This is a genomic window from Pseudomonas fluorescens (assembly GCF_902498195.1).
In the GTDB taxonomy this organism is placed as follows: domain Bacteria; phylum Pseudomonadota; class Gammaproteobacteria; order Pseudomonadales; family Pseudomonadaceae; genus Aquipseudomonas; species Aquipseudomonas fluorescens_BU.
Window position 1 is genome coordinate 102,579 of the sequence record NZ_CABVIY010000006.1, and the last position, 19,662, is coordinate 122,240.

At 61.1% G+C, this 19,662-nt stretch carries 17 protein-coding genes and 1 other RNA gene; all 18 read left to right on the forward strand.

Going from position 1 to position 19,662, the window contains the following annotated elements; genetic code table 11:
* Positions 1-55 precede the first annotated feature (55 nt).
* The 18 genes from rsmI to lpxC all read left to right on the forward strand — a co-directional run bounded on the left by rsmI (position 56) and on the right by lpxC (position 19,627).
* Positions 56-928: a 16S rRNA (cytidine(1402)-2'-O)-methyltransferase gene (gene rsmI / locus F8N66_RS21905; protein WP_150772172.1), complete on the forward strand. Its 873-nt coding sequence runs from the start codon at positions 56-58 to the stop codon at positions 926-928.
* Positions 929-1,003: 75 nt separating this feature from the next.
* An RNA gene (rnpB, locus tag F8N66_RS21910) (RNase P RNA component class A) lies at positions 1,004-1,357 on the forward strand.
* Positions 1,358-1,804: 447 nt separating this feature from the next.
* Positions 1,805-2,260 carry a division/cell wall cluster transcriptional repressor MraZ gene (mraZ, locus tag F8N66_RS21915; protein ID WP_150772173.1) on the forward strand — a complete coding sequence of 152 codons (456 nt, stop codon included), beginning with the start codon at positions 1,805-1,807 and terminating at the stop codon, positions 2,258-2,260.
* Positions 2,257-3,204: a 16S rRNA (cytosine(1402)-N(4))-methyltransferase RsmH gene (gene rsmH / locus F8N66_RS21920; protein WP_412070751.1), complete on the forward strand. Its 948-nt coding sequence runs from the start codon at positions 2,257-2,259 to the stop codon at positions 3,202-3,204. Before mraZ ends, rsmH begins: the two co-directional genes overlap by 4 nt.
* On the forward strand, positions 3,201-3,494 hold the full coding sequence (gene ftsL / locus F8N66_RS21925; protein WP_003205353.1) for a cell division protein FtsL: 294 nt from the start codon (positions 3,201-3,203) through the stop codon (positions 3,492-3,494). The genes rsmH and ftsL overlap by 4 nt, the downstream gene beginning before the upstream one ends.
* Positions 3,494-5,233: a peptidoglycan D,D-transpeptidase FtsI family protein gene (locus F8N66_RS21930; protein ID WP_191623041.1), complete on the forward strand. Its 1,740-nt coding sequence runs from the start codon at positions 3,494-3,496 to the stop codon at positions 5,231-5,233. The genes ftsL and F8N66_RS21930 overlap by 1 nt, the downstream gene beginning before the upstream one ends.
* Entirely contained in the window at positions 5,233-6,696 is a 1,464-nt protein-coding gene (locus F8N66_RS21935) for a UDP-N-acetylmuramoyl-L-alanyl-D-glutamate--2,6-diaminopimelate ligase (protein ID WP_150772175.1), read from the forward strand. Before F8N66_RS21930 ends, F8N66_RS21935 begins: the two co-directional genes overlap by 1 nt.
* Positions 6,689-8,056, forward strand: coding sequence for a UDP-N-acetylmuramoyl-tripeptide--D-alanyl-D-alanine ligase (locus tag F8N66_RS21940; RefSeq protein WP_150772176.1), 1,368 nt, complete (start codon positions 6,689-6,691; stop codon positions 8,054-8,056). The genes F8N66_RS21935 and F8N66_RS21940 overlap by 8 nt, the downstream gene beginning before the upstream one ends.
* Positions 8,056-9,138, forward strand: a complete 1,083-nt coding sequence (mraY, locus tag F8N66_RS21945) for a phospho-N-acetylmuramoyl-pentapeptide-transferase (protein WP_015096766.1) — start codon at positions 8,056-8,058, stop codon at positions 9,136-9,138. The genes F8N66_RS21940 and mraY overlap by 1 nt, the downstream gene beginning before the upstream one ends.
* A gap of 5 nt (positions 9,139-9,143) precedes the next feature.
* Positions 9,144-10,490, forward strand: a complete 1,347-nt coding sequence (gene murD, locus F8N66_RS21950) for a UDP-N-acetylmuramoyl-L-alanine--D-glutamate ligase (RefSeq protein WP_150772177.1) — start codon at positions 9,144-9,146, stop codon at positions 10,488-10,490.
* Positions 10,487-11,704, forward strand: coding sequence for a putative lipid II flippase FtsW (gene ftsW, locus F8N66_RS21955; protein WP_150772178.1), 1,218 nt, complete (start codon positions 10,487-10,489; stop codon positions 11,702-11,704). The genes murD and ftsW overlap by 4 nt, the downstream gene beginning before the upstream one ends.
* Positions 11,694-12,764, forward strand: coding sequence for an undecaprenyldiphospho-muramoylpentapeptide beta-N-acetylglucosaminyltransferase (gene murG, locus F8N66_RS21960; RefSeq protein WP_150772179.1), 1,071 nt, complete (start codon positions 11,694-11,696; stop codon positions 12,762-12,764). Before ftsW ends, murG begins: the two co-directional genes overlap by 11 nt.
* Positions 12,757-14,217: a UDP-N-acetylmuramate--L-alanine ligase gene (gene murC / locus F8N66_RS21965; protein WP_150772180.1), complete on the forward strand. Its 1,461-nt coding sequence runs from the start codon at positions 12,757-12,759 to the stop codon at positions 14,215-14,217. Before murG ends, murC begins: the two co-directional genes overlap by 8 nt.
* Complete coding sequence (locus F8N66_RS21970) at positions 14,214-15,182, forward strand: D-alanine--D-alanine ligase (protein ID WP_150772181.1); 969 nt, start codon at positions 14,214-14,216, stop codon at positions 15,180-15,182. Before murC ends, F8N66_RS21970 begins: the two co-directional genes overlap by 4 nt.
* Positions 15,183-15,186: 4 nt before the next feature.
* A complete protein-coding gene (locus F8N66_RS21975; protein WP_150772182.1) occupies positions 15,187-16,056 on the forward strand; it encodes a cell division protein FtsQ/DivIB in 870 nt (289 codons plus the stop codon).
* Positions 16,057-16,071: 15 nt separating this feature from the next.
* A complete protein-coding gene (ftsA, locus tag F8N66_RS21980; RefSeq protein ID WP_047532946.1) occupies positions 16,072-17,331 on the forward strand; it encodes a cell division protein FtsA in 1,260 nt (419 codons plus the stop codon).
* A 78-nt stretch (positions 17,332-17,409) separates the two neighbouring features.
* Entirely contained in the window at positions 17,410-18,603 is a 1,194-nt protein-coding gene (gene ftsZ, locus F8N66_RS21985; protein ID WP_150772183.1) for a cell division protein FtsZ, read from the forward strand.
* 112 nt (positions 18,604-18,715) lie between these two features.
* On the forward strand, positions 18,716-19,627 hold the full coding sequence (gene lpxC, locus F8N66_RS21990; protein ID WP_008060300.1) for a UDP-3-O-acyl-N-acetylglucosamine deacetylase: 912 nt from the start codon (positions 18,716-18,718) through the stop codon (positions 19,625-19,627).
* The last annotated feature ends 35 nt before the right edge of the window (positions 19,628-19,662 follow it).

Below are 19,662 nucleotides of genomic sequence, written 5' to 3' on the forward strand. Positions count from 1 at the left end.
CGTAAGCGTCGCTACGCGCTACAATGGCGGCTTTATCGATCATGAGGTGTGCGCTTTGACTGCTCCAGGTGCTTTGAATTCCGCTGCTGGCTCGCTTTATGTGGTGGCGACGCCCATCGGCAACCTGGATGACATCAGTGCGCGTGCGCTGAAGATCCTGCGTGAAGTGGCATTGATCGCAGCGGAGGACACCCGTCATTCCCAGCGCCTGATGCAGCACTTCGGCATCCCCACGCCGCTGGCCGCTTGCCATGAACACAATGAGCGTGATGAAGGCAGTCGCTTCATTACACGCCTGCTCGCGGGTGACGATGTCGCGTTGATCTCCGACGCCGGAACGCCGCTGATTTCCGATCCGGGTTATCACCTGGTGCGCCAGGCCCGGGCCGCCGGGATCAATGTGGTGCCGGTTCCAGGCGCCTGTGCCTTGATTGCGGCATTGTCGGCCGCCGGGTTGCCGTCGGATCGTTTCATCTTTGAAGGTTTCCTGCCGGCAAAAACGGTGGGAAGACGCGCCCGCCTGGAGGCCGTCAAGGAAGAGCCGCGCACGCTGATCTTTTACGAAGCCCCGCATCGCATCCTTGAATGCCTGCAAGACATGGAGCTGGTGTTCGGCGCCGAGCGTCCGGCCTTGCTGGCTCGCGAACTGACCAAGACGTTCGAAACCCTTAAGGGCTTGCCCCTGGCCGAGTTGCGCCAGTTCGTCGAGTCGGACAGTAATCAGCAGCGCGGCGAGTGCGTGGTGCTGGTCGAGGGTTGGTCGGCGCCCGAGAGCGAAGACGCCGTCAGCAGCGAGGCGATGCGCATCCTCAATCTGTTGCTTGAAGAAATGCCACTCAAGCGCGCTGCGGCATTGGCGGCGCAAATTACTGGTGAGCGCAAGAATGTGCTCTACCAGGTCGCGCTGGATAAACAGAAGGGCGAGTAAAAACCGACGTGCAGGCAGGGCAGGCGGCGTTTAGCGCTTGTTCTTCGGGCGCTCTGCCGTTAACCTTCGCGGCGGAGAGTCGATTGGACAGTCGCTGCCCTCTATGAAAATTAGGGGGGGGAGGAAAGTCCGGGCTCCATAGGGCGAAGTGCCAGGTAATGCCTGGGAGGCGTGAGCCTACGGAAAGTGCCACAGAAAATAACCGCCTAAGCGCTTCGGCGCCGGTAAGGGTGAAAAGGTGCGGTAAGAGCGCACCGCACGTCTGGCAACAGTTCGTGGCTAGGTAAACCCCACTTGGAGCAAGACCAAATAGGGTCCCAAGGCGTGGCCCGCGCTGGGACCGGGTAGGTTGCTAAAGATGTCCAGTGATGGCCATCGTAGACGAATGACTGTTCAAGACAGAACCCGGCTTACAGATCGACTCTCCACCTTTTTTCTACCCTCTGCTTAAATCATTGAGCAGGGAGTCGGTGATGGCAGTTTCCTTTCATGTAAATCATCGACAGACAGGGTTTTGTGATATCGAATTGCCCGCGCTGGTAACGATTGCACAGACTCACCGCGGTACCGATTTCCCTCCTTTCAGAATCGTCGGCAGAACCACTTTCGTAATACCGAAAAAATCTTACTCTTAATAAATCACATTAACTTTCGAACGCAGCCTCCTGTGCTGATTCAAGTTATTGGGCAGTTTCATCTGCCGGATTCTCGTTACCCCTCCTCATATGCTCCTAAATCTCAGTTCTGTAAGGGTTTTCCTTTAATGCGCGCCTTGACGGTGTGGTGGGCGCATTCCTATAGTGTGCGCAAGTGGCGGAAAGTGGCATGAAGTGGGTTTTTTGAGCGCAAATCGCTAAAATTTGGAGAAACGCTGACGTGTTTCGCGGAGCCAACGCTATCAGTCTCGATGCAAAGGGCCGTCTCGCCATGCCGAGCCGGTACCGTGACGAGCTCGTTTCGCGTAGTTCCGGGCAGTTAATCGTCACCATTGATGCCGTTGATCCGTGTTTGTGTGTTTACCCCCTCGATGAGTGGGAAATTATCGAAACCAAACTGCGCGCACTGCCTTCGCTTCGCGAAGAGAACCGCCGCCTGCAACGTTTACTGATTGGTAATGCCGTCGACCTCGAACTCGATGGCAGTGGTCGTTTTCTGGTTCCGCCGCGTCTTCGTGAATATGCCAAGTTGGATAAGCGCGCGATGTTGGTAGGCCAACTGAACAAGTTCCAATTGTGGGACGAGGATGCCTGGGATGCGGTTAATGCCGCTGACCTGGCTGCTATTCAACAACCGGGCGCCATGCCTGATGAACTGCGTGATTTGATCCTGTGACTATTGATAGCGGCTTTAACCACATCACCGTACTGCTTGACGAAGCCGTCGAGGCTCTCGCCGTACGTCCTGATGGCTGCTATCTGGACGGCACGTTCGGGCGCGGCGGACACAGCCGGTTGATCCTCAGCCAGCTGGGACCCGATGGTAGGTTGCTCGGATTCGATAAAGATCCCCAAGCGATTGCCACCGGGCAAACGCTAGCGGCCGAAGACGGCCGCTTTGTCGTTGTGCAGCGCAGCTTTGCCGAGCTTGGATCCGAAGTCGCCGAACGCGGCCTGCACGGCAAGGTCAGCGGTATCTTGCTCGACCTGGGCGTATCCTCGCCGCAACTCGACGATCCAGAGCGTGGCTTCAGTTTTCTCAACGATGGCCCGCTGGACATGCGCATGGACCCGTCCCGCGGGATCAGCGCTGCCGAATTCGTCAACACTGCACCCGCCGAAGAAATTGCCCGCGTGTTCAAGGAATACGGCGAAGAGCGATTTTCCGGCCGCATGGCACGTGCCGTGGCCGAGCGTCGCGACATCAAGCCGTTCGAGCGCACCGCCGATCTGGCTGAAGTGCTGAAAGTCGCCAACCCGGCCTGGGAAAAGGGCAAGAACCCTGCGACCCGTGCGTTCCAGGGGTTGCGAATTCACGTGAACAACGAACTGGGCGATCTCGAGGCTGGCCTCGAAGCCGCGCTGGATTGCCTGGAAGTAGGTGGGCGGCTGGTGGTCATCAGTTTCCACTCGCTGGAAGATCGCATCGTCAAGCTGTTCATGCGCAAGCTGGTGAAAGGCGAAGCCGACAACCTGCCGCGCAACCTGCCGGTTCGGCATGTCGCCTTCGAACCGAAAATCAAAGTCCATGGCAAAGCACAGACGGCCTCCGATGCCGAGCTCAAGGCCAACCCACGTTCCCGTAGCGCTGTCATGCGTGTGGCGGAGAAGCTGCGGTGAGCAAGCTTTTCGCCAAGCCACTGCCCGGCGGAAGCTTTTTCATGCTGCTGCTGTTCATTGGCGTGCTCGTGTCTGCGATCGGCGTGTCCTATAGCGCGCACTGGAATCGTCAGCTGCTCAACTCGCTGTACAACGAGTTGAGCGTGCGCGACAAGGCGCAGGCCGAGTGGGGCCGGTTGATTCTTGAGCAAAGCACCTGGACGGCCCACAGTCGCATCGAAGTATTGGCGACCGAGCAGCTGAAAATGCGTATTCCCGGTGCTGCCGAAGTGCAGATGGTGGCGCCATGATGAAACTCGAAGGTGCACTCTTTCCATGGCGGTTCCGCCTGGTGCTGGGGTTGCTCGGCGTCATGGTGGCGGCGATCACCTGGCGGATCATCGACCTGCAAGTTGTCGACCGTGACTTCCTCAAGGGGCAGGGGGACGCGCGCAGCGTTCGTCATATTCCGATTCCGGCTCACCGTGGTCTGATCACCGACCGTAACGGCGAGCCTTTGGCCGTCAGTACGCCGGTCACTACCCTGTGGGCCAACGCCAAGGAAATGCAGCTGGCCAAGGAAAAATGGCCGGCCCTGGCCGCGGCGTTGGGTCAAGACCCGAAAGCCCTGGCGGAGCGCCTCGAAGCGCAAGCCAATAAAGAATTCATTTACCTGGTGCGCGGGCTGACGCCTGAGCAGGGCCAGGCAGTGCTCGACCTGAAAGTGCCGGGCGTTTACGGCATCGAAGAATTTCGTCGTTTCTATCCGGCCGGTGAAGTCACCGCGCACATGGTCGGTTTTACCGACATTGATGACCATGGCCGGGAAGGTGTCGAACTGGCCTATGACGAATGGCTGGCCGGGGTCCCCGGCAAACGACAGGTCATCAAGGACCGGCGTGGCCGGTTGATCAAGGATGTCCAGGTCACCAAAAACGCCAAGGCCGGAAAGCCCTTGGCGTTGTCCATTGACCTGCGCCTGCAATACCTGGCCAACCGCGAATTGCGCAACGCGATCATCGAAAACGGCGCCAAGGCCGGCAGCCTGGTGATCATGGATGTGAAGACCGGCGAAATTCTCGCCATGGTCAACCAGCCGACCTACAACCCGAACAACCGTCGCAACCTGCAGCCGGCAATGATGCGTAACCGCGCGATGATCGACGTGTTCGAGCCGGGCTCGACCATGAAGGCGATCTCCATGAGCGCCGCCATCGAGACCGGTCGCTGGAAGCCGACCGATACCGTCGAGGTATATCCGGGCACCTTGCAGATTGGTAAATACACCATCAAGGACGTGTCCAAGACCGAAGGTCCGGTGCTGGACATGACCGGCATTCTGATCAATTCCAGTAACGTCGGCATGAGTAAGGTCGCCTTCGATATCGGTGGCGAAACCATTTTCCGCCTGGCACAGAAACTCGGCCTTGGCCAGGACACGGGTCTCGGTTTCCCGGGCGAACGTGTCGGCAACCTGCCGAATTATCGCGAATGGCGCAAGGCCGAGACGGCCACGCTGTCCTACGGCTACGGTGTTTCCGTGACGGCGATCCAGTTGGTCCATGCCTTCTCGGCGCTGGCCAACAACGGTCGCCTGGCACCGCTGACACTGATCAAAACCGACAAGGCGCCGCAAACCACTCAGGTTCTGCCGGAAGCGGTCGCCAAAACCATGCATGCCATGCTGCAGCAAGTCATTGAAGCGCCGCGCGGTGTGTTCCGCGCGCAGGTCCCGGCGTATCACGTCGGCGGCAAGTCCGGTACGGCGCGTAAAACGTCGGTCGGCACCAAAGGCTATGCCGAAAACTCCTATCGCTCGTTGTTCGCCGGTTTCGGCCCAATGAACGATCCGCGTTACGCCATCGTCGTCGTGATCGATGAACCGACCAAGGCCGGTTATTTCGGCGGTCTGGTATCGGCGCCGGTGTTCAGCCGCGTGATGTCCGGCACCCTGCGCCTGATGAACGTCACCCCTGACAACCTGCCACCTGTTCAACAAGCCAACGCCACCCCGGTCGTACCGCTGAAAGCCAATGGAGGGCGCGGCTGATGTCATTAAGTCTTAACAAAATATTCCCCCACGCCGGCCACGATCTGTTGATCCGCGAGCTAGCGCTGGACAGTCGCAATGTTCGCGCCGGCGACTTGTTTCTTGCCGTTCCCGGCGGCAAATTCGACGGCCGTGCGCACATTGCCGATGCCTTGCAGCGCGGTGCCGCCGCCGTGGCTTATGAAGTGGAAGGCGCCACCGTGCTGCCGATCACCGATGTGCCCTTGATTCCGGTCAAGGGCCTGGCGGCGCAGCTGTCGGACATCGCCGGGCGTTTTTATGGCGAACCCAGCCATCACGTGAACCTGATCGGCGTGACCGGCACCAACGGCAAGACCAGCGTGACCCAACTGGTGGCCCAGGCGCTGGACCTGCTCGGCCAGCATTGCGGCATCGTCGGCACGCTGGGCTCCGGTTTCTACGGTGCATTGCAAAGCGGCCTGCATACCACGCCGAACCCGATTGCCATGCAAGCGACCCTTGGCGACTTGAAAAAGGCCGGGGCAAAAGCCGTGGCCATGGAAGTGTCGTCCCATGGCCTGGATCAGGGCCGGGTCACCGCGCTGGCATTCGATGTGGCGGTGATGACCAACCTGTCCCGCGATCATCTGGATTATCACGGCACCATGGAGGCGTACGCCGAGGCCAAGGCCAAGCTGTTTGCCTGGAATGACTTGAAGTGCCGTGTGGTCAACCTTGACGACGATTTCGGCCGGCAACTGGCCGCAGAAAAGCGTGAGTCGCGCTTGATCACCTACAGCCTGCTTGACAGCAGTGCTTATCTGTATTGCCGTGAAGCGCAGTTCGACGACCACGGCGTGCGCGCCACATTGGTCACGCCGCAAGGCGAGCATCACCTGCGCAGCACGCTGCTCGGCCGTTTTAACCTCAGCAACGTGCTGGCAGCGGTCGGTGCTTTGCTCGGTCTGGATTACGCGCTCGACGAAATTCTCAAAGTGTTGCCGAAACTCGAAGGCCCGGCCGGACGCATGCAACGCCTGGGCGGCGGCACTCAACCGCTGGTGGTGGTCGATTACGCCCATACCCCGGATGCCCTGGAAAAAGTCCTCACCGCCCTGCGCCCCCACGTCAAGGGCCGTTTGCTGTGCCTGTTTGGCTGTGGCGGCGACCGCGATCGCGGCAAGCGTCCGTTGATGGCGGAAGTGGTCGAGCGACTGGCCGATCAGGTGCTGGTCACCGACGACAATCCGCGTACCGAAGATCCGGCAGTGATTTTCGAAGACATCCGCGCCGGTTTCAGCGCTGTGGATAAAGTCACCTTCGTGGCCGGCCGTGGCCAGGCGATCGCGCAACTGATTGCCGGCGCCTCGGCAGACGACGTGATCGTTCTGGCTGGCAAAGGTCACGAGGACTATCAGGAAATCAACGGCGAACGTCATGCCTTTTCTGATCTGGTCGAGGCAGATCATGCCTTGACCGCCTGGGAGGTGGCCCATGCTTAAGGCCTTGAAACTCAGCGAACTGACCGGTGCATTGAACGGCCGGTTGATCGGCGCCGACGCCAGTTTCGACGGTGTCCGCATCGACAGTCGCGCGATCAAGCCGGGCCAGCTGTTCATTGCTCTGGCCGGTCCGCGCTTCGATGGCCATGACTATCTCAATGACGTGGCGGCCAAAGGTGCCGTCGCGGCATTGGTCGAGCGTGAAGTCGCCGACAGCACCCTGCCGCAATTGCTGGTCAGCGATACCCGCCAGGCGTTGGGGCAACTGGGCGCTTTGAATCGCGCTGCCTACCGTCACCCGGTGGCTGCCGTCACGGGCTCCAGTGGCAAGACCACGGTCAAGGAAATGCTCGCGAGTATCCTGCGCACCCGTGGCCCGGTGCTGGCGACCCGCGGCAACCTGAACAACGACCTCGGCGTTCCATTGACCCTGCTCGAACTGGCGCCGGAGCATAGCGCCGCCGTCATCGAGCTGGGTGCTTCGCGCCTGGGTGAAATTGCCTACACCGTTGGCATGACCAAGCCGCACGTGGCCATTCTCAACAATGCTGGAACCGCCCATGTCGGCGAGTTCGGCGGACCGGAAAAAATCGTCGAAGCCAAGGGCGAGATCATTGAAGGTCTGGATGCCGATGGCGTCGCCGTTCTCAATCTGGACGACAAGGCTTTCGAGATCTGGAAGCAGCGCGCAGCCGGTCGCAAGGTCCTGACATTCGCCTTGACCAACAGCCACGCCGACTTCCATGCCAGTGACCTGGCGACGGATGATCGCGGTTGCCCGGCGTTCAACCTGCACACTCCGCAAGGTGCGGAACGCGTTCAACTGAACCTGCTCGGCACCCATAACGTCGCCAATGCCTTGGCTGCCGCCGCTGCCGCCCACGCCCTGGGCGTGTCGCTGTTCGGCATCGCCACCGGTCTGGGCGCGGTACAACCGGTCAAGGGTCGCACCGTCGCGCAACTGGCCAGCAATGGCATGCGCGTGATCGACGACACCTACAACGCGAACCCCACCTCCATGTGCGCCGCCGTTGATATACTGGCCGGCTTTTCCGGGCGCACCGTTCTGGTGCTCGGAGATATCGGCGAGTTGGGCGAGTGGGCGCAGCAGGGGCATCACGACGTGGGCGCGTATGCCCGTGGCAAGGTGTCCGCGCTGTATGCCGTGGGCCCCATGATGACCCACGCCGTGAACGCTTTCGGCGAGCACGCCTATCACTTCGGCACTCAGGCTGAACTGATCAAGGCCCTCGGCGCCGAGCAAGACACAAACACCACCATTTTGATCAAGGGTTCGCGCAGCGCTGCGATGGAAAACATCGTCGTCGCCTTGTGCGGGACCAGTCTGGAGAAACATTAATGCTGCTGCTGCTAGCGGAGTATCTGCAACAGTTCTACAAAGGCTTCGCGGTCTTCCAGTACCTGACCCTGCGCGGGATTCTGGGTGTGCTGACCGCGCTGGTTTTGTCGCTGTGCTATGGCCCGTGGATGATCCGTACCCTGCAGAACCGTCAGATCGGCCAGTCCGTTCGCAACGATGGTCCGCAATCGCATCTGTCCAAGTCGGGCACCCCGACCATGGGCGGCGCGCTGATTCTGTCTTCGATTGGCGTCAGCACCCTGCTGTGGGCTGACCTGAGCAACCGTTATGTCTGGGTCGTTCTGCTGGTCACGCTGTTGTTCGGCGCCATTGGCTGGGTCGACGACTACCGCAAGGTGATCGAGAAAAACTCCCGTGGCTTGCCGAGCCGCTGGAAGTATTTCTGGCAGTCGGTGTTCGGCCTCGGCGCGGCGATTTTCCTTTATATGACCGCCGCGACGCCGGTGGAAACCACCCTGATCCTGCCGATGCTCAAGGACTACAGCATTCCGCTGGGCGCAGGTTTCATCGTCCTGACCTACTTCGTGATCGTCGGTTCGAGCAACGCGGTCAACCTGACCGATGGTCTCGACGGCCTGGCGATCATGCCGACCGTGATGGTCGGCGGCGGCCTGGGGATCTTCTGCTACCTGTCGGGTAACGTGAAGTTCGCCGAATACCTGCTGATCCCTTACGTACCGGGCGCGGGCGAGCTGATCGTGTTCTGCGGCGCACTGATCGGTGCGGGCCTGGGCTTCCTGTGGTTCAACACCTACCCGGCGCAAGTCTTCATGGGTGACGTCGGCGCGCTGGCGCTGGGCGCGGCCCTGGGCACCATCGCGGTGATCGTCCGCCAGGAAATCGTCCTGTTCATCATGGGCGGCGTGTTCGTGATGGAAACCCTGTCAGTCGTCATTCAGGTTGCGTCCTTTAAGCTGACCGGTCGCCGCGTATTCCGCATGGCGCCGATTCACCACCACTTTGAACTCAAGGGCTGGCCCGAGCCGCGCGTGATCGTCCGCTTCTGGATCATCACCGTGATCCTCGTGCTGATCGGCCTTGCCACCCTGAAGCTGAGGTAGAACGAGTGTCTCTGATCGCTTCTGACCACTTCCGCATCGTTGTCGGCCTCGGCAAGAGCGGCATGTCCCTGGTTCGCTTCCTGGCGAACCGGGGCACGTCGTTTGCCGTCGCCGACACGCGGGAAAATCCACCGGAACTGGCCACGCTCAAGCGTGACTATCCGCACGTGGAAGTGCGTTGTGGCGAGCTGGACGTCGAATTCCTGTGCCGCGCCGACGAGCTCTACGTGAGCCCCGGCCTGGCGTTGGCGACCCCGGCCCTGCAGGCTGCCGCTGCCCGTGGCGTGAAGCTGTCCGGCGACATCGAGCTGTTCGCGCGTAACGCGAAGGCGCCGATCGTGGCCATCAGCGGTTCCAACGCGAAAAGCACCGTGACCACCCTGGTCGGCGAAATGGCGGCGGCGGCCGGCAAGCGTGTCGCGGTGGGCGGCAATCTCGGCACGCCCGCGCTGGACCTGCTCAGCGACAACGTCGAGCTGTACGTGATGGAACTGTCGAGCTTCCAGCTCGAAACCACCGACCAGCTCAACGCTGAAGTGGCGACCGTGCTCAACATCAGCGAAGACCACATGGACCGCTACAGCGGCCTGCCGGCCTACCATCTGGCCAAGCACCGGATCTTCCGGGGCGCGAAGCAATTCGTGGTCAACCGCCAGGATGCCCTGAGCCGTCCGCTGATGGGCGAGGGCCAGCCATGCTGGACCTTCGGCCTGAACAAACCGGATTTCAAGGCTTTCGGTCTGCGCGAAGAAGGCGGCGAGAAGTACCTGGCCTTCGAATTCCAGAACCTGATGCCGGTGCGCGAGCTGAAGGTTCGCGGCGCCCACAACCAGTCCAACGCCCTGGCGGCCTTGGCGCTGGGCCACGCCGTCGGCCTGCCGTTCGACGCCATGCTGTCGGCCCTGCGCACGTTCGCCGGGCTCGAGCACCGCTGCCAGTGGGTCCGTGACCTGGATGGCGTGGGCTATTACAACGATTCCAAGGCCACCAACGTCGGTGCTGCCCTGGCCGCTATCGAAGGCCTGGGTGCGGACATCGACGGCAAGGTCGTGCTGATCGCCGGTGGCGACGGCAAGGGGGCCGAGTTCAAGGACCTGCGCGATCCCGTCGCGGCCAACTGCCGTGCCGTCATTCTGATGGGCCGGGATTCCGACAAGATCGGCGAGGCCATCGGCGATGCCGTGCCACTGATTCGCGTCGGTTCGCTGGTCGAAGCCGTGGAACAGTGCCGCGCCACTGCCCAGGCGGGTGATGTAGTGCTGTTGTCGCCCGCTTGCGCCAGCTTCGACATGTTCAAGAACTACGAAGACCGTGGTCACCAGTTCGTCCGCGCCGTGGAGGATCTGGCATGAGTCTGAAAAATATCATCAAGCCCTATCCATCGCCGCTCATTACCGGGCGCGGGATCGACCTCGACTTCCCGATGCTCGTCGGTTGCCTGTCGCTGCTCGGCCTGGGGCTGATCATGATCGCTTCGGCATCGACCGAAGTAGCGGCAGTGCAATCGGGCAGTCCCCTGTACTACATGATTCGCCACCTGATCTACGTGGTGCTGGGCCTGGGTGCCTGCATCGTCACCATGATGATTCCGATCGCCACCTGGCAACGCCTGGGCTGGCTGATGCTGATCGGTGCGTTCGGCCTGTTGGTGATGGTGATCATCCCGGGGATCGGCCGCGAGGTGAACGGCTCGATGCGCTGGATCGGCTTCAGTTTCTTCAACGTCCAGCCTTCCGAGATCGCCAAGGTGTTCGTGGTGATCTACCTCGCCGGTTACCTGGTGCGTCGCCAGAAAGAAGTGCGTGAAAGCTGGATGGGCTTTTTCAAGCCGTTCATTGTACTGCTGCCAATGGCGGGTCTGTTGCTGATGGAGCCGGACTTCGGCGCCACCGTCGTGATGATGGGGGCGGCTGCCGCCATGCTGTTCCTCGGGGGAGTGGGTTTGTTCCGATTCTCCCTGATGGTCGTGCTGGCGGTGGGTGCCGTGGTGTTGCTGATCCAGATGCAGCCCTATCGGATGGCGCGACTGACCAACTTCGCCGACCCGTGGGCAGACCAGTTCGGTGCCGGTTATCAGTTGTCCCAGGCCTTGATCGCCTTTGGTCGTGGCGAATGGCTGGGCGTGGGCCTGGGCAACAGCGTGCAGAAACAGTTCTACCTGCCGGAAGCCCACACCGACTTCGTGTTCTCGGTACTGGCTGAAGAGCTGGGCGCCGTGGGTTCGCTGTGCACGGTCGCGCTGTTCGTCTTTGTCTGTATTCGTGGCATGTATATCGGTCTGTGGGCCGAGAAGGCCAAGCAGTTTTTTGCCGCGTACGTGGCGTACGGCTTGTCGTTCCTGTGGATCGGTCAGTTCCTGATTAACATCGGGGTGAACGTCGGCCTGCTGCCGACCAAGGGTCTGACGCTGCCGTTCCTCAGCTATGGCGGTAGCTCGCTGGTGATCTGTTGCGCCTGTCTCGGCTTGTTGCTGCGCATCGAATGGGAGAGTCGAACCCACCTGGGCAGTGAAGAGATGGAGTTCCATGAGAGTGACTTCGCCGAGGAGCCAAATCATGGGCGCTAACGTTTTGATCATGGCCGGCGGCACCGGTGGCCACGTCTTCCCGGCACTGGCCTGCGCCCGTGAGTTCCAGGCCCGCGGCTACACCGTGCACTGGCTCGGCACGCCACGGGGCATCGAAAATGAACTGGTCCCGGCGGCCGGTATCGAACTGCACCGGATCAACGCCAGCGGCCTGCGCGGCAAGGGCAAATTATCCCTGCTCAAGGCGCCGTTCATGTTGCTCAAGTCGGTCTGGCAGGCGCGGGCGATCATTCGCCGGTTGCAGCCGGTCTGCGTGGTCGGCTTTGGTGGTTATGTGACCGGTCCTGGCGGTGTTGCCGCCAAACTGGCCGGCGTGCCGGTGATCGTTCATGAGCAGAACGCCGTGGCCGGTACCGCCAATCGGTTGCTCGTGCCGTTGGCCGCCCGAGTCTGTGAAGCGTTCCCCGACACCTTTACCCTGTCGAGCAGCCGGCGGACCACCGGTAACCCGGTGCGCACCGAGCTGTTCCTCGAAACACCGCGACCCGCCCTGGGCGGTCGCAAGGCGCGTTTGCTGATCCTGGGCGGAAGCCTGGGCGCAGAGCCGTTGAACAAGTTGCTGCCTGAAGCTCTGTCGCAAGTCGCCACCGACTTACGTCCGGACGTGTTCCACCAGGCTGGCAAAAACCACGATGAAGTGACTGCAGAGCGCTATCGCGCGGCTGGCGTCGAGGCGCAAGTGCAGCCTTTCATCAAAGACATGGCCCAAGCCTATGGCTGGGCCGACCTGGTGGTGTGCCGCGCAGGCGCGCTGACCATCAGTGAACTGGCTGCCGCCGGTCTGCCCTCGATGCTGGTGCCTTTGCCCCACGCGATCGACGATCACCAGACCCGCAACGCCGATTATTTGGCCCGTGAAGGCGCTGCCTTCCTGATGCCGCAAAGAACGACTGGCGCAGCGGACCTTGCCGCTCGCCTGACAGAGGTCCTGATGCAACCGCAACGACTAAACGATATGGCCACTGCGGCCCGCCGCCTGGCCAAACCCGATGCCACCCGTAACGTGGTCGATACCTGCCTGGAGGTGGCCCATGGTTGAGAATCAAAAAGCCATGCCACAACCGGAAATGCGTCGCATCCGTCGCATCCACTTCGTCGGTATCGGCGGTGTGGGCATGTGCGGGATTGCCGAAGTGTTGTTGAACCTGGGCTATGACGTGTCCGGTTCCGACCTGAAGGCATCGCCGGTGACCGAGCGCCTGGAGTCCTTCGGTGCGCAGATTTTCATCGGCCACCGCGCCGAAAACGCCGCTGCCGCCGACGTGCTGGTGGTGTCGAGCGCCGTCAATACGTCAAACCCGGAAGTGGCCAACGCGCTGGAACGCCGTATTCCCGTGGTGCCGCGTGCAGAAATGCTGGCTGAGCTGATGCGCTATCGCCACGGCATTGCCGTCGCCGGTACCCATGGCAAAACCACCACCACCAGCCTGATCGCTTCGGTGTTCGCCGCGGGTGGCCTGGATCCGACCTTTGTCATCGGTGGTCGTCTGAACGCCGCGGGCACCAACGCCCAGCTCGGCACCAGCCGCTACCTGATCGCTGAAGCCGATGAAAGCGACGCGAGTTTCCTGCACCTGCAGCCGCTGGTGGCCGTGGTCACCAACATCGACGCCGATCACATGGCGACCTACGACGGCGACTTCAACAAACTGAAGAAAACCTTCGTCGAGTTCCTCCACAACCTGCCGTTTTATGGCCTGGCCGTGGTTTGCCTCGATGATCCGGTAGTGCGTGAAATCCTCCCGCAGGTCAAGCGCCCGACGGTCACCTACGGCTTCGGCGAAGACTGCGACGTGCGCGCTATCAATGTGCGCCAGCAGGGCATGCAGACCTTCTTCACCGTGCTGCGCCCGGATCGCGAACCTCTGGATGTCTCGGTGAACATGCCGGGCAACCACAACGTTCTCAACTCCCTGGCGACCATTTGCATCGCCAGCGACGAAGGCGTCAGCGATGAAGCCATTGTCCAGGGCCTGTCCGGGTTCCAGGGCGTCGGCCGACGTTTCCAGGTCTACGGCGAACTGCCGGTGGACGGCGGCAACGTGATGCTGGTGGATGACTACGGCCACCACCCGACCGAAGTCGCGGCGGTGATCAAGGCCGTGCGCGGTGGCTGGCCGGAGCGCCGGCTGGTGATGGTCTACCAGCCGCATCGCTACAGCCGCACCCGCGACCTGTACGACGACTTCGTCAATGTGCTGGCCGACGCCAACGTGCTGCTGCTGATGGAAGTCTATCCGGCGGGCGAAGAACCGATCCCGGGGGCCGACAGCCGCAAGCTGTGCAACAGCATCCGCCAGCGCGGTCAGCTCGACCCGATCTACATCGAGCGCGGTGTCGACCTCGCGCCGCTGGTCAAGCCATTGCTGCGCGCCGGCGACATCCTGCTGTGCCAGGGCGCCGGCGACATCGGCGGCCTCGCGCCAAAATTGTTGAAAAGTGAGTTGTTCGCCGGCGCCGTGGCTGCGCCGGTCGAGGGGAAGTTGAAATGACTGCTGCCTACGCCAACCTCGTCTCCACCCTCGCGCCGAAAGATTTCGGTCGTGTCGCCGTGCTGTTCGGTGGCAAGAGTGCCGAGCGCGAAGTGTCACTGAAGTCGGGCAACGCCGTTCTCGATGCACTGCAAAGCGCGGGTGTGGACGCGTTCGGTCTCGACGTCGGCGATGACCTCCTGCAGCGTCTGCTGAACGAAAAAATCGACCGGGCCTTCATCATCCTCCACGGTCGTGGCGGGGAAGACGGCAGCATGCAGGGCTTGCTCGAATGCCTGGGCATTCCCTACACCGGCAGCGGCATCCTCGCCTCGGCACTGGCCATGGACAAGCTGCGCACCAAGCAGGTCTGGCACAGCCTGGGCATTCCGACACCACGCCACGCCGTGCTGAGCAGCGAGGCCGACTGTATTTGCGCTGCTGCGGAACTGGGCTTCCCTTTGATCGTCAAACCGGCCCATGAAGGTTCAAGTATCGGTATGGCCAAAGTGACGTCCGCGTCGGAGTTGATCGACGCCTGGAAAGCGGCCAGTACCTACGATTCGCAAGTGTTGGTCGAGCAATGGATTCAAGGTCCGGAGTTCACCATCGCCACCCTGCGTGACCAGGTGTTGCCACCGATTGCCCTGGGCACGACGCACAGCTTCTACGACTACGACGCCAAGTACATCGCCAACGATACCCAGTACCGCATTCCGTGCGGACTGGACAGCGACAAGGAAAAGGAACTGATGGACCTCACGGCCAAGGCCTGTGAGGCGCTGGGTATTGCGGGCTGGGGCAGGGCGGACGTGATGCAGGACGCCGACGGGCAGTTCTGGTTCCTGGAGGTCAACACCGCACCGGGCATGACCGATCACAGTCTGGTTCCCATGGCGGCCCGTGCCGCCGGCCTGGATTTCCAGCAGCTGGTTCTGGCCATTCTGGCGGCGAGCGTAGCTGGCAACGAAGAGCCAAGAGGTTAAGACCATGCAAGGCGCACAGCTGAGACATCAGCCCCCCGCACCCACCGGCCGCAAGCCGGTGCCGCGGGGTGCCAGCCGAATGGTGGCCAAAGAGCCGATGTCCGCGCGCCTGCCGAAAGCCAATTTCGGCTTTCTGAAAAGCCTGTTCTGGCCAGTGCTGTTGGTGGCACTGGGGTTCGGTACTTATGAAGGCGCGCAGCGATTGATGCCGTACGCCGATCGGCCGATCACCCGGATCAACGTGCAGGGCGACCTGAGCTACATCAGCCAGCAAGCGGTGCAGCAGCGGATCGCCCCGTACGTGGCGTCGAGCTTCTTCACCATCGACCTGGCAAGCATGCGCACCGAGCTGGAACAGATGCCATGGATCGCCCACGCCGAAGTGCGGCGGGTGTGGCCGGATCAAGTGGTGATCCGCCTGGAAGAACAACTGCCGGTGGCTCGCTGGGGCGATGAGTCGCTGTTGAACAACCAGGGCCAGGCGTTCACGCCGCGTGAGCTGGCCAATTACGAACACCTGCCGCAGTTGTTCGGTCCACAGCGGGCTCAGCAGCAAGTGATGCAGCAATACCAGGTACTGAGCCAGATGCTCAGGCCGCTGGGCTTCTCGATCGCACGCCTGGAATTGCGTGAACGAGGCAGCTGGTTCCTGACCACTGGCCCCGGCAGTGCGGGCCCTGGAATCGAACTGTTGCTGGGACGCGGCAACCTGGTGGAAAAGATGCGCCGCTTCATTGCCATCTATGACAAGACGCTCAAAGAACAGATTACGAACATTGCGCGCATCGATCTGCGCTACGCCAACGGCCTCGCTGTTGGCTGGCGGGAACCTGTAGCGCCTACGACAGCCCAACCCGCTGTCGCGAAGAATTAAGAGAGGCAGGACCCCATGGCAAACGTGCAAAGCGGCAAAATGATCGTCGGTCTCGATATCGGCACCTCCAAGGTGGTGGCGCTGGTAGGCGAAGTGGCGGACGACGGCACGCTGGAAATCGTCGGGATCGGTACCCATCCGTCCCGTGGCCTGAAGAAAGGCGTGGTGGTGAACATCGAGTCCACCGTGCAGTCGATCCAGCGCGCGATCGAAGAAGCGCAGCTGATGGCGGGCTGCCGCATCCACTCGGCGTTTGTCGGCGTGGCCGGTAATCACATCCGCAGCCTGAACTCCCACGGCATCGTGGCGATTCGTGATCGCGAAGTCAGCTCCGCCGACCTTGAGCGTGTGCTCGACGCTGCCCAGGCCGTGGCGATCCCGGCCGACCAGCGCGTGCTGCACACCCTGCCGCAGGATTACGTGATCGATAACCAGGAAGGTGTTCGCGAGCCTCTGGGCATGTCGGGCGTGCGCCTGGAAGCCAAGGTCCATGTGGTGACCTGCGCCGTCAACGCCGCACAGAACATTGAAAAATGCGTGCGTCGCTGCGGCCTGGAAATCGACGACATCATTCTCGAACAACTGGCGTCCGCGTACTCGGTGCTGACCGACGACGAAAAAGAACTGGGCGTGTGCCTGGTGGACATCGGCGGTGGCACCACCGACATCGCGATCTTCACCGAAGGCGCGATCCGTCACACCGCGGTGATCCCGATTGCGGGCGACCAGGTGACCAACGACATCGCGATGGCGCTGCGCACCCCGACCCAGTACGCCGAAGAAATCAAGATTCGCTACGCCTGCGCCCTGGCCAAGCTGGCCGGTGCCGGTGAAACCATCAAGGTGCCAAGCGTTGGCGATCGTCCGCCACGCGAGCTGTCCCGCCAGGCCCTGGCCGAAGTGGTCGAGCCGCGCTACGACGAGCTGTTCACGCTGATCCAGGCCGAGCTGCGCCGCAGCGGCTACGAAGACCTGATCCCGGCCGGCATCGTGCTGACCGGTGGTACGTCGAAGATGGAAGGCGCCACCGAACTGGCCGAGGAAATCTTCCACATGCCGGTGCGCCTGGGCGTGCCCCATGGCGTGAAGGGCCTGGATGACGTGGTCCGCAACCCGATTTATTCCACCGGTGTCGGCCTGTTGATGTACGGCCTGCAGAAGCAATCGGACGGTATTTCGTTCTCGGGCATCGGCAGCCGCGACAGCTATAGCAACGAAGAACCGAAAGGCGCCTTGCTCGATCGCATCAAGAGCTGGGTCCAGGGCAATTTCTAAGATTTACCGCAACACCGTTACACCGTTGTAGATACAGGCAGTAGGCGAAAAAACTAGAGAACGTAAAGGAGAGGGAAAATGTTCGAACTCGTAGACAACATCCCCGCAAGCCCGGTTATTAAAGTGATCGGTGTTGGCGGTGGCGGCGGTAACGCCGTGAATCACATGGTCAAGAGCAACATTGAAGGCGTCGAGTTCATCTGCGCCAACACTGATGCCCAGGCGCTGAAGAGCATCAGCGCGCGGACCATCCTGCAACTCGGCACCGGCGTGACCAAGGGTCTGGGTGCCGGTGCGAACCCTGAAGTAGGTCGTCAGGCCGCTCTCGAAGACCGTGAGCGCATTGCCGAAGTCCTGCAGGGCACCAACATGGTGTTCATCACCACCGGCATGGGCGGCGGTACCGGTACCGGTGCGGCCCCTATCATTGCTGAAGTGGCCAAGGAAATGGGGATCCTCACCGTTGCGGTGGTGACCCGTCCGTTCCCGTTCGAAGGTCGCAAGCGCATGCAACTCGCCGACGAAGGCATCCGCCTGCTGTCGGAAAGCGTCGACTCGCTAATCACCATTCCCAACGAGAAGCTGCTGACCATCCTCGGTAAAGACGCCAGCCTGCTGTCGGCTTTCGCCAAGGCGGACGATGTACTGGCCGGTGCCGTTCGCGGTATCTCCGACATCATCAAGCGTCCGGGCATGATCAACGTCGACTTTGCCGACGTACGCACCGTGATGAGCGAAATGGGCATGGCGATGATGGGCACTGGCTGCGCCAGCGGTCCGAACCGTGCACGCGAGGCCACTGAAGCGGCCATCCGCAACCCGTTGCTCGAAGACGTGAACCTGCAAGGCGCACGCGGCATCCTGGTGAACATCACCGCCGGTCCTGACCTGTCCCTGGGTGAGTACTCCGACGTGGGTAGCATCATCGAAGCCTTCGCTTCCGAGCACGCCATGGTCAAGGTCGGTACCGTTATCGATCCGGACATGCGCGATGAGCTGCACGTGACTGTCGTTGCAACCGGTTTGGGCGCTAAAATCGAGAAGCCTGTGAAGGTCATCGACAATACCGTTCACACCTCGATGGCTTCCCAGCCACAACAACAGGCCCCTGTTCGTCAGGAAGCTCCAGCGGTGAACTACCGTGACCTGGACCGTCCGACCGTCATGCGCAACCAGGCCCAGGCCGGTGCTGCGACTGCCGCGAAGATGAATCCGCAAGATGATCTGGATTACCTGGACATCCCGGCATTCCTGCGTCGTCAGGCCGATTGATGAAATGTATCAGGGCTATGAAGGTGATTGGTGTTCAGCAAAGGCGTGGTCTGCTATCATCGCCAGCCTTTGTTGATACCAGTTCGCAATTTGCGCTGAAGCGGCCCAAGCCATGATTAAACAACGCACACTGAAAAATATTATCCGTGCCACAGGTGTAGGCCTGCACTCCGGGGAGAAGGTTTACCTGACCCTCAAGCCTGCACCGATCGACACCGGCATTGTGTTTTGTCGTGCCGACCTCGATCCGGTCGTGCAGATCCCTGCCCGCGCGGAAAACGTTGGTGAAACCACGATGTCGACCACGTTGGTCAATGGTGACGTCAAGGTGGATACGGTTGAGCACTTGCTCTCGGCCATGGCTGGCCTGGGCATCGATAACGCCTACGTCGAGCTCTCCGCGTCCGAAGTCCCGATCATGGATGGTAGCGCTGGACCCTTCGTATTTCTGATTCAGTCGGCTGGCCTGGAAGAACAGGACGCCGCCAAGAAGTTCATCCGTATCCTGCGGGAAGTGACAGTGGAAGACGGCGACAAGCGCGCCACTTTCGTGCCTTTCGAAGGTTTCAAGGTGAGCTTCGAGATCGATTTCGATCACCCGGTTTTCCGTGACCGCACACAAAGTGCAAGCGTGGATTTTTCCAGCACTTCGTTCGTAAAAGAAGTCAGCCGCGCCCGTACCTTTGGTTTCATGAGTGACATCGAGTACCTGCGCAAGCACAACCTCGCACTCGGCGGCAGCGTTGAAAACGCTATTGTGGTCGACGCGGATGGTGTACTGAACGAAGACGGCCTTCGCTATGAAGACGAATTCGTGAAGCACAAGATCCTCGATGCAATTGGTGACCTCTACCTGCTGGGCAATAGCCTGATTGGTGAGTTCAAGGGCTTCAAGTCCGGACATGCATTGAACAACCAGCTGCTGCGCAAGTTGATTGAGCAGACAGATGCCTGGGAAGTCGTGACTTTCGAAGACGCCAGCACTGCACCGATCTCTTACATGCGTCCTGTTGCGGCCGTGTAAGTAAAAAACCTCTCTAGTTTTTAAAGGCTGCCTTC

Bases quoted from the DNA above. Each gene is read 5' to 3' on its own strand.
- F8N66_RS21940 (WP_150772176.1), top strand. From the start codon at position 6,689: ATGCTTAAGGCCTTGAAACTCAGCGAACTGACCGGTGCATTGAACGGC.
- F8N66_RS21975 (WP_150772182.1), top strand. From the start codon at position 15,187: ATGCAAGGCGCACAGCTGAGACATCAGCCCCCCGCACCCACCGGCCGC.
- F8N66_RS21970 (WP_150772181.1), top strand. From the start codon at position 14,214: ATGACTGCTGCCTACGCCAACCTCGTCTCCACCCTCGCGCCGAAAGAT.
- murG (WP_150772179.1), top strand. From the start codon at position 11,694: ATGGGCGCTAACGTTTTGATCATGGCCGGCGGCACCGGTGGCCACGTC.
- ftsA (WP_047532946.1), top strand. From the start codon at position 16,072: ATGGCAAACGTGCAAAGCGGCAAAATGATCGTCGGTCTCGATATCGGC.
- F8N66_RS21935 (WP_150772175.1), top strand. From the start codon at position 5,233: ATGTCATTAAGTCTTAACAAAATATTCCCCCACGCCGGCCACGATCTG.
- lpxC (WP_008060300.1), top strand. From the start codon at position 18,716: ATGATTAAACAACGCACACTGAAAAATATTATCCGTGCCACAGGTGTA.
- F8N66_RS21930 (WP_191623041.1), top strand. From the start codon at position 3,494: ATGAAACTCGAAGGTGCACTCTTTCCATGGCGGTTCCGCCTGGTGCTG.
- mraY (WP_015096766.1), top strand. From the start codon at position 8,056: ATGCTGCTGCTGCTAGCGGAGTATCTGCAACAGTTCTACAAAGGCTTC.
- murC (WP_150772180.1), top strand. From the start codon at position 12,757: ATGGTTGAGAATCAAAAAGCCATGCCACAACCGGAAATGCGTCGCATC.
- ftsZ (WP_150772183.1), top strand. From the start codon at position 17,410: ATGTTCGAACTCGTAGACAACATCCCCGCAAGCCCGGTTATTAAAGTG.
- ftsW (WP_150772178.1), top strand. From the start codon at position 10,487: ATGAGTCTGAAAAATATCATCAAGCCCTATCCATCGCCGCTCATTACC.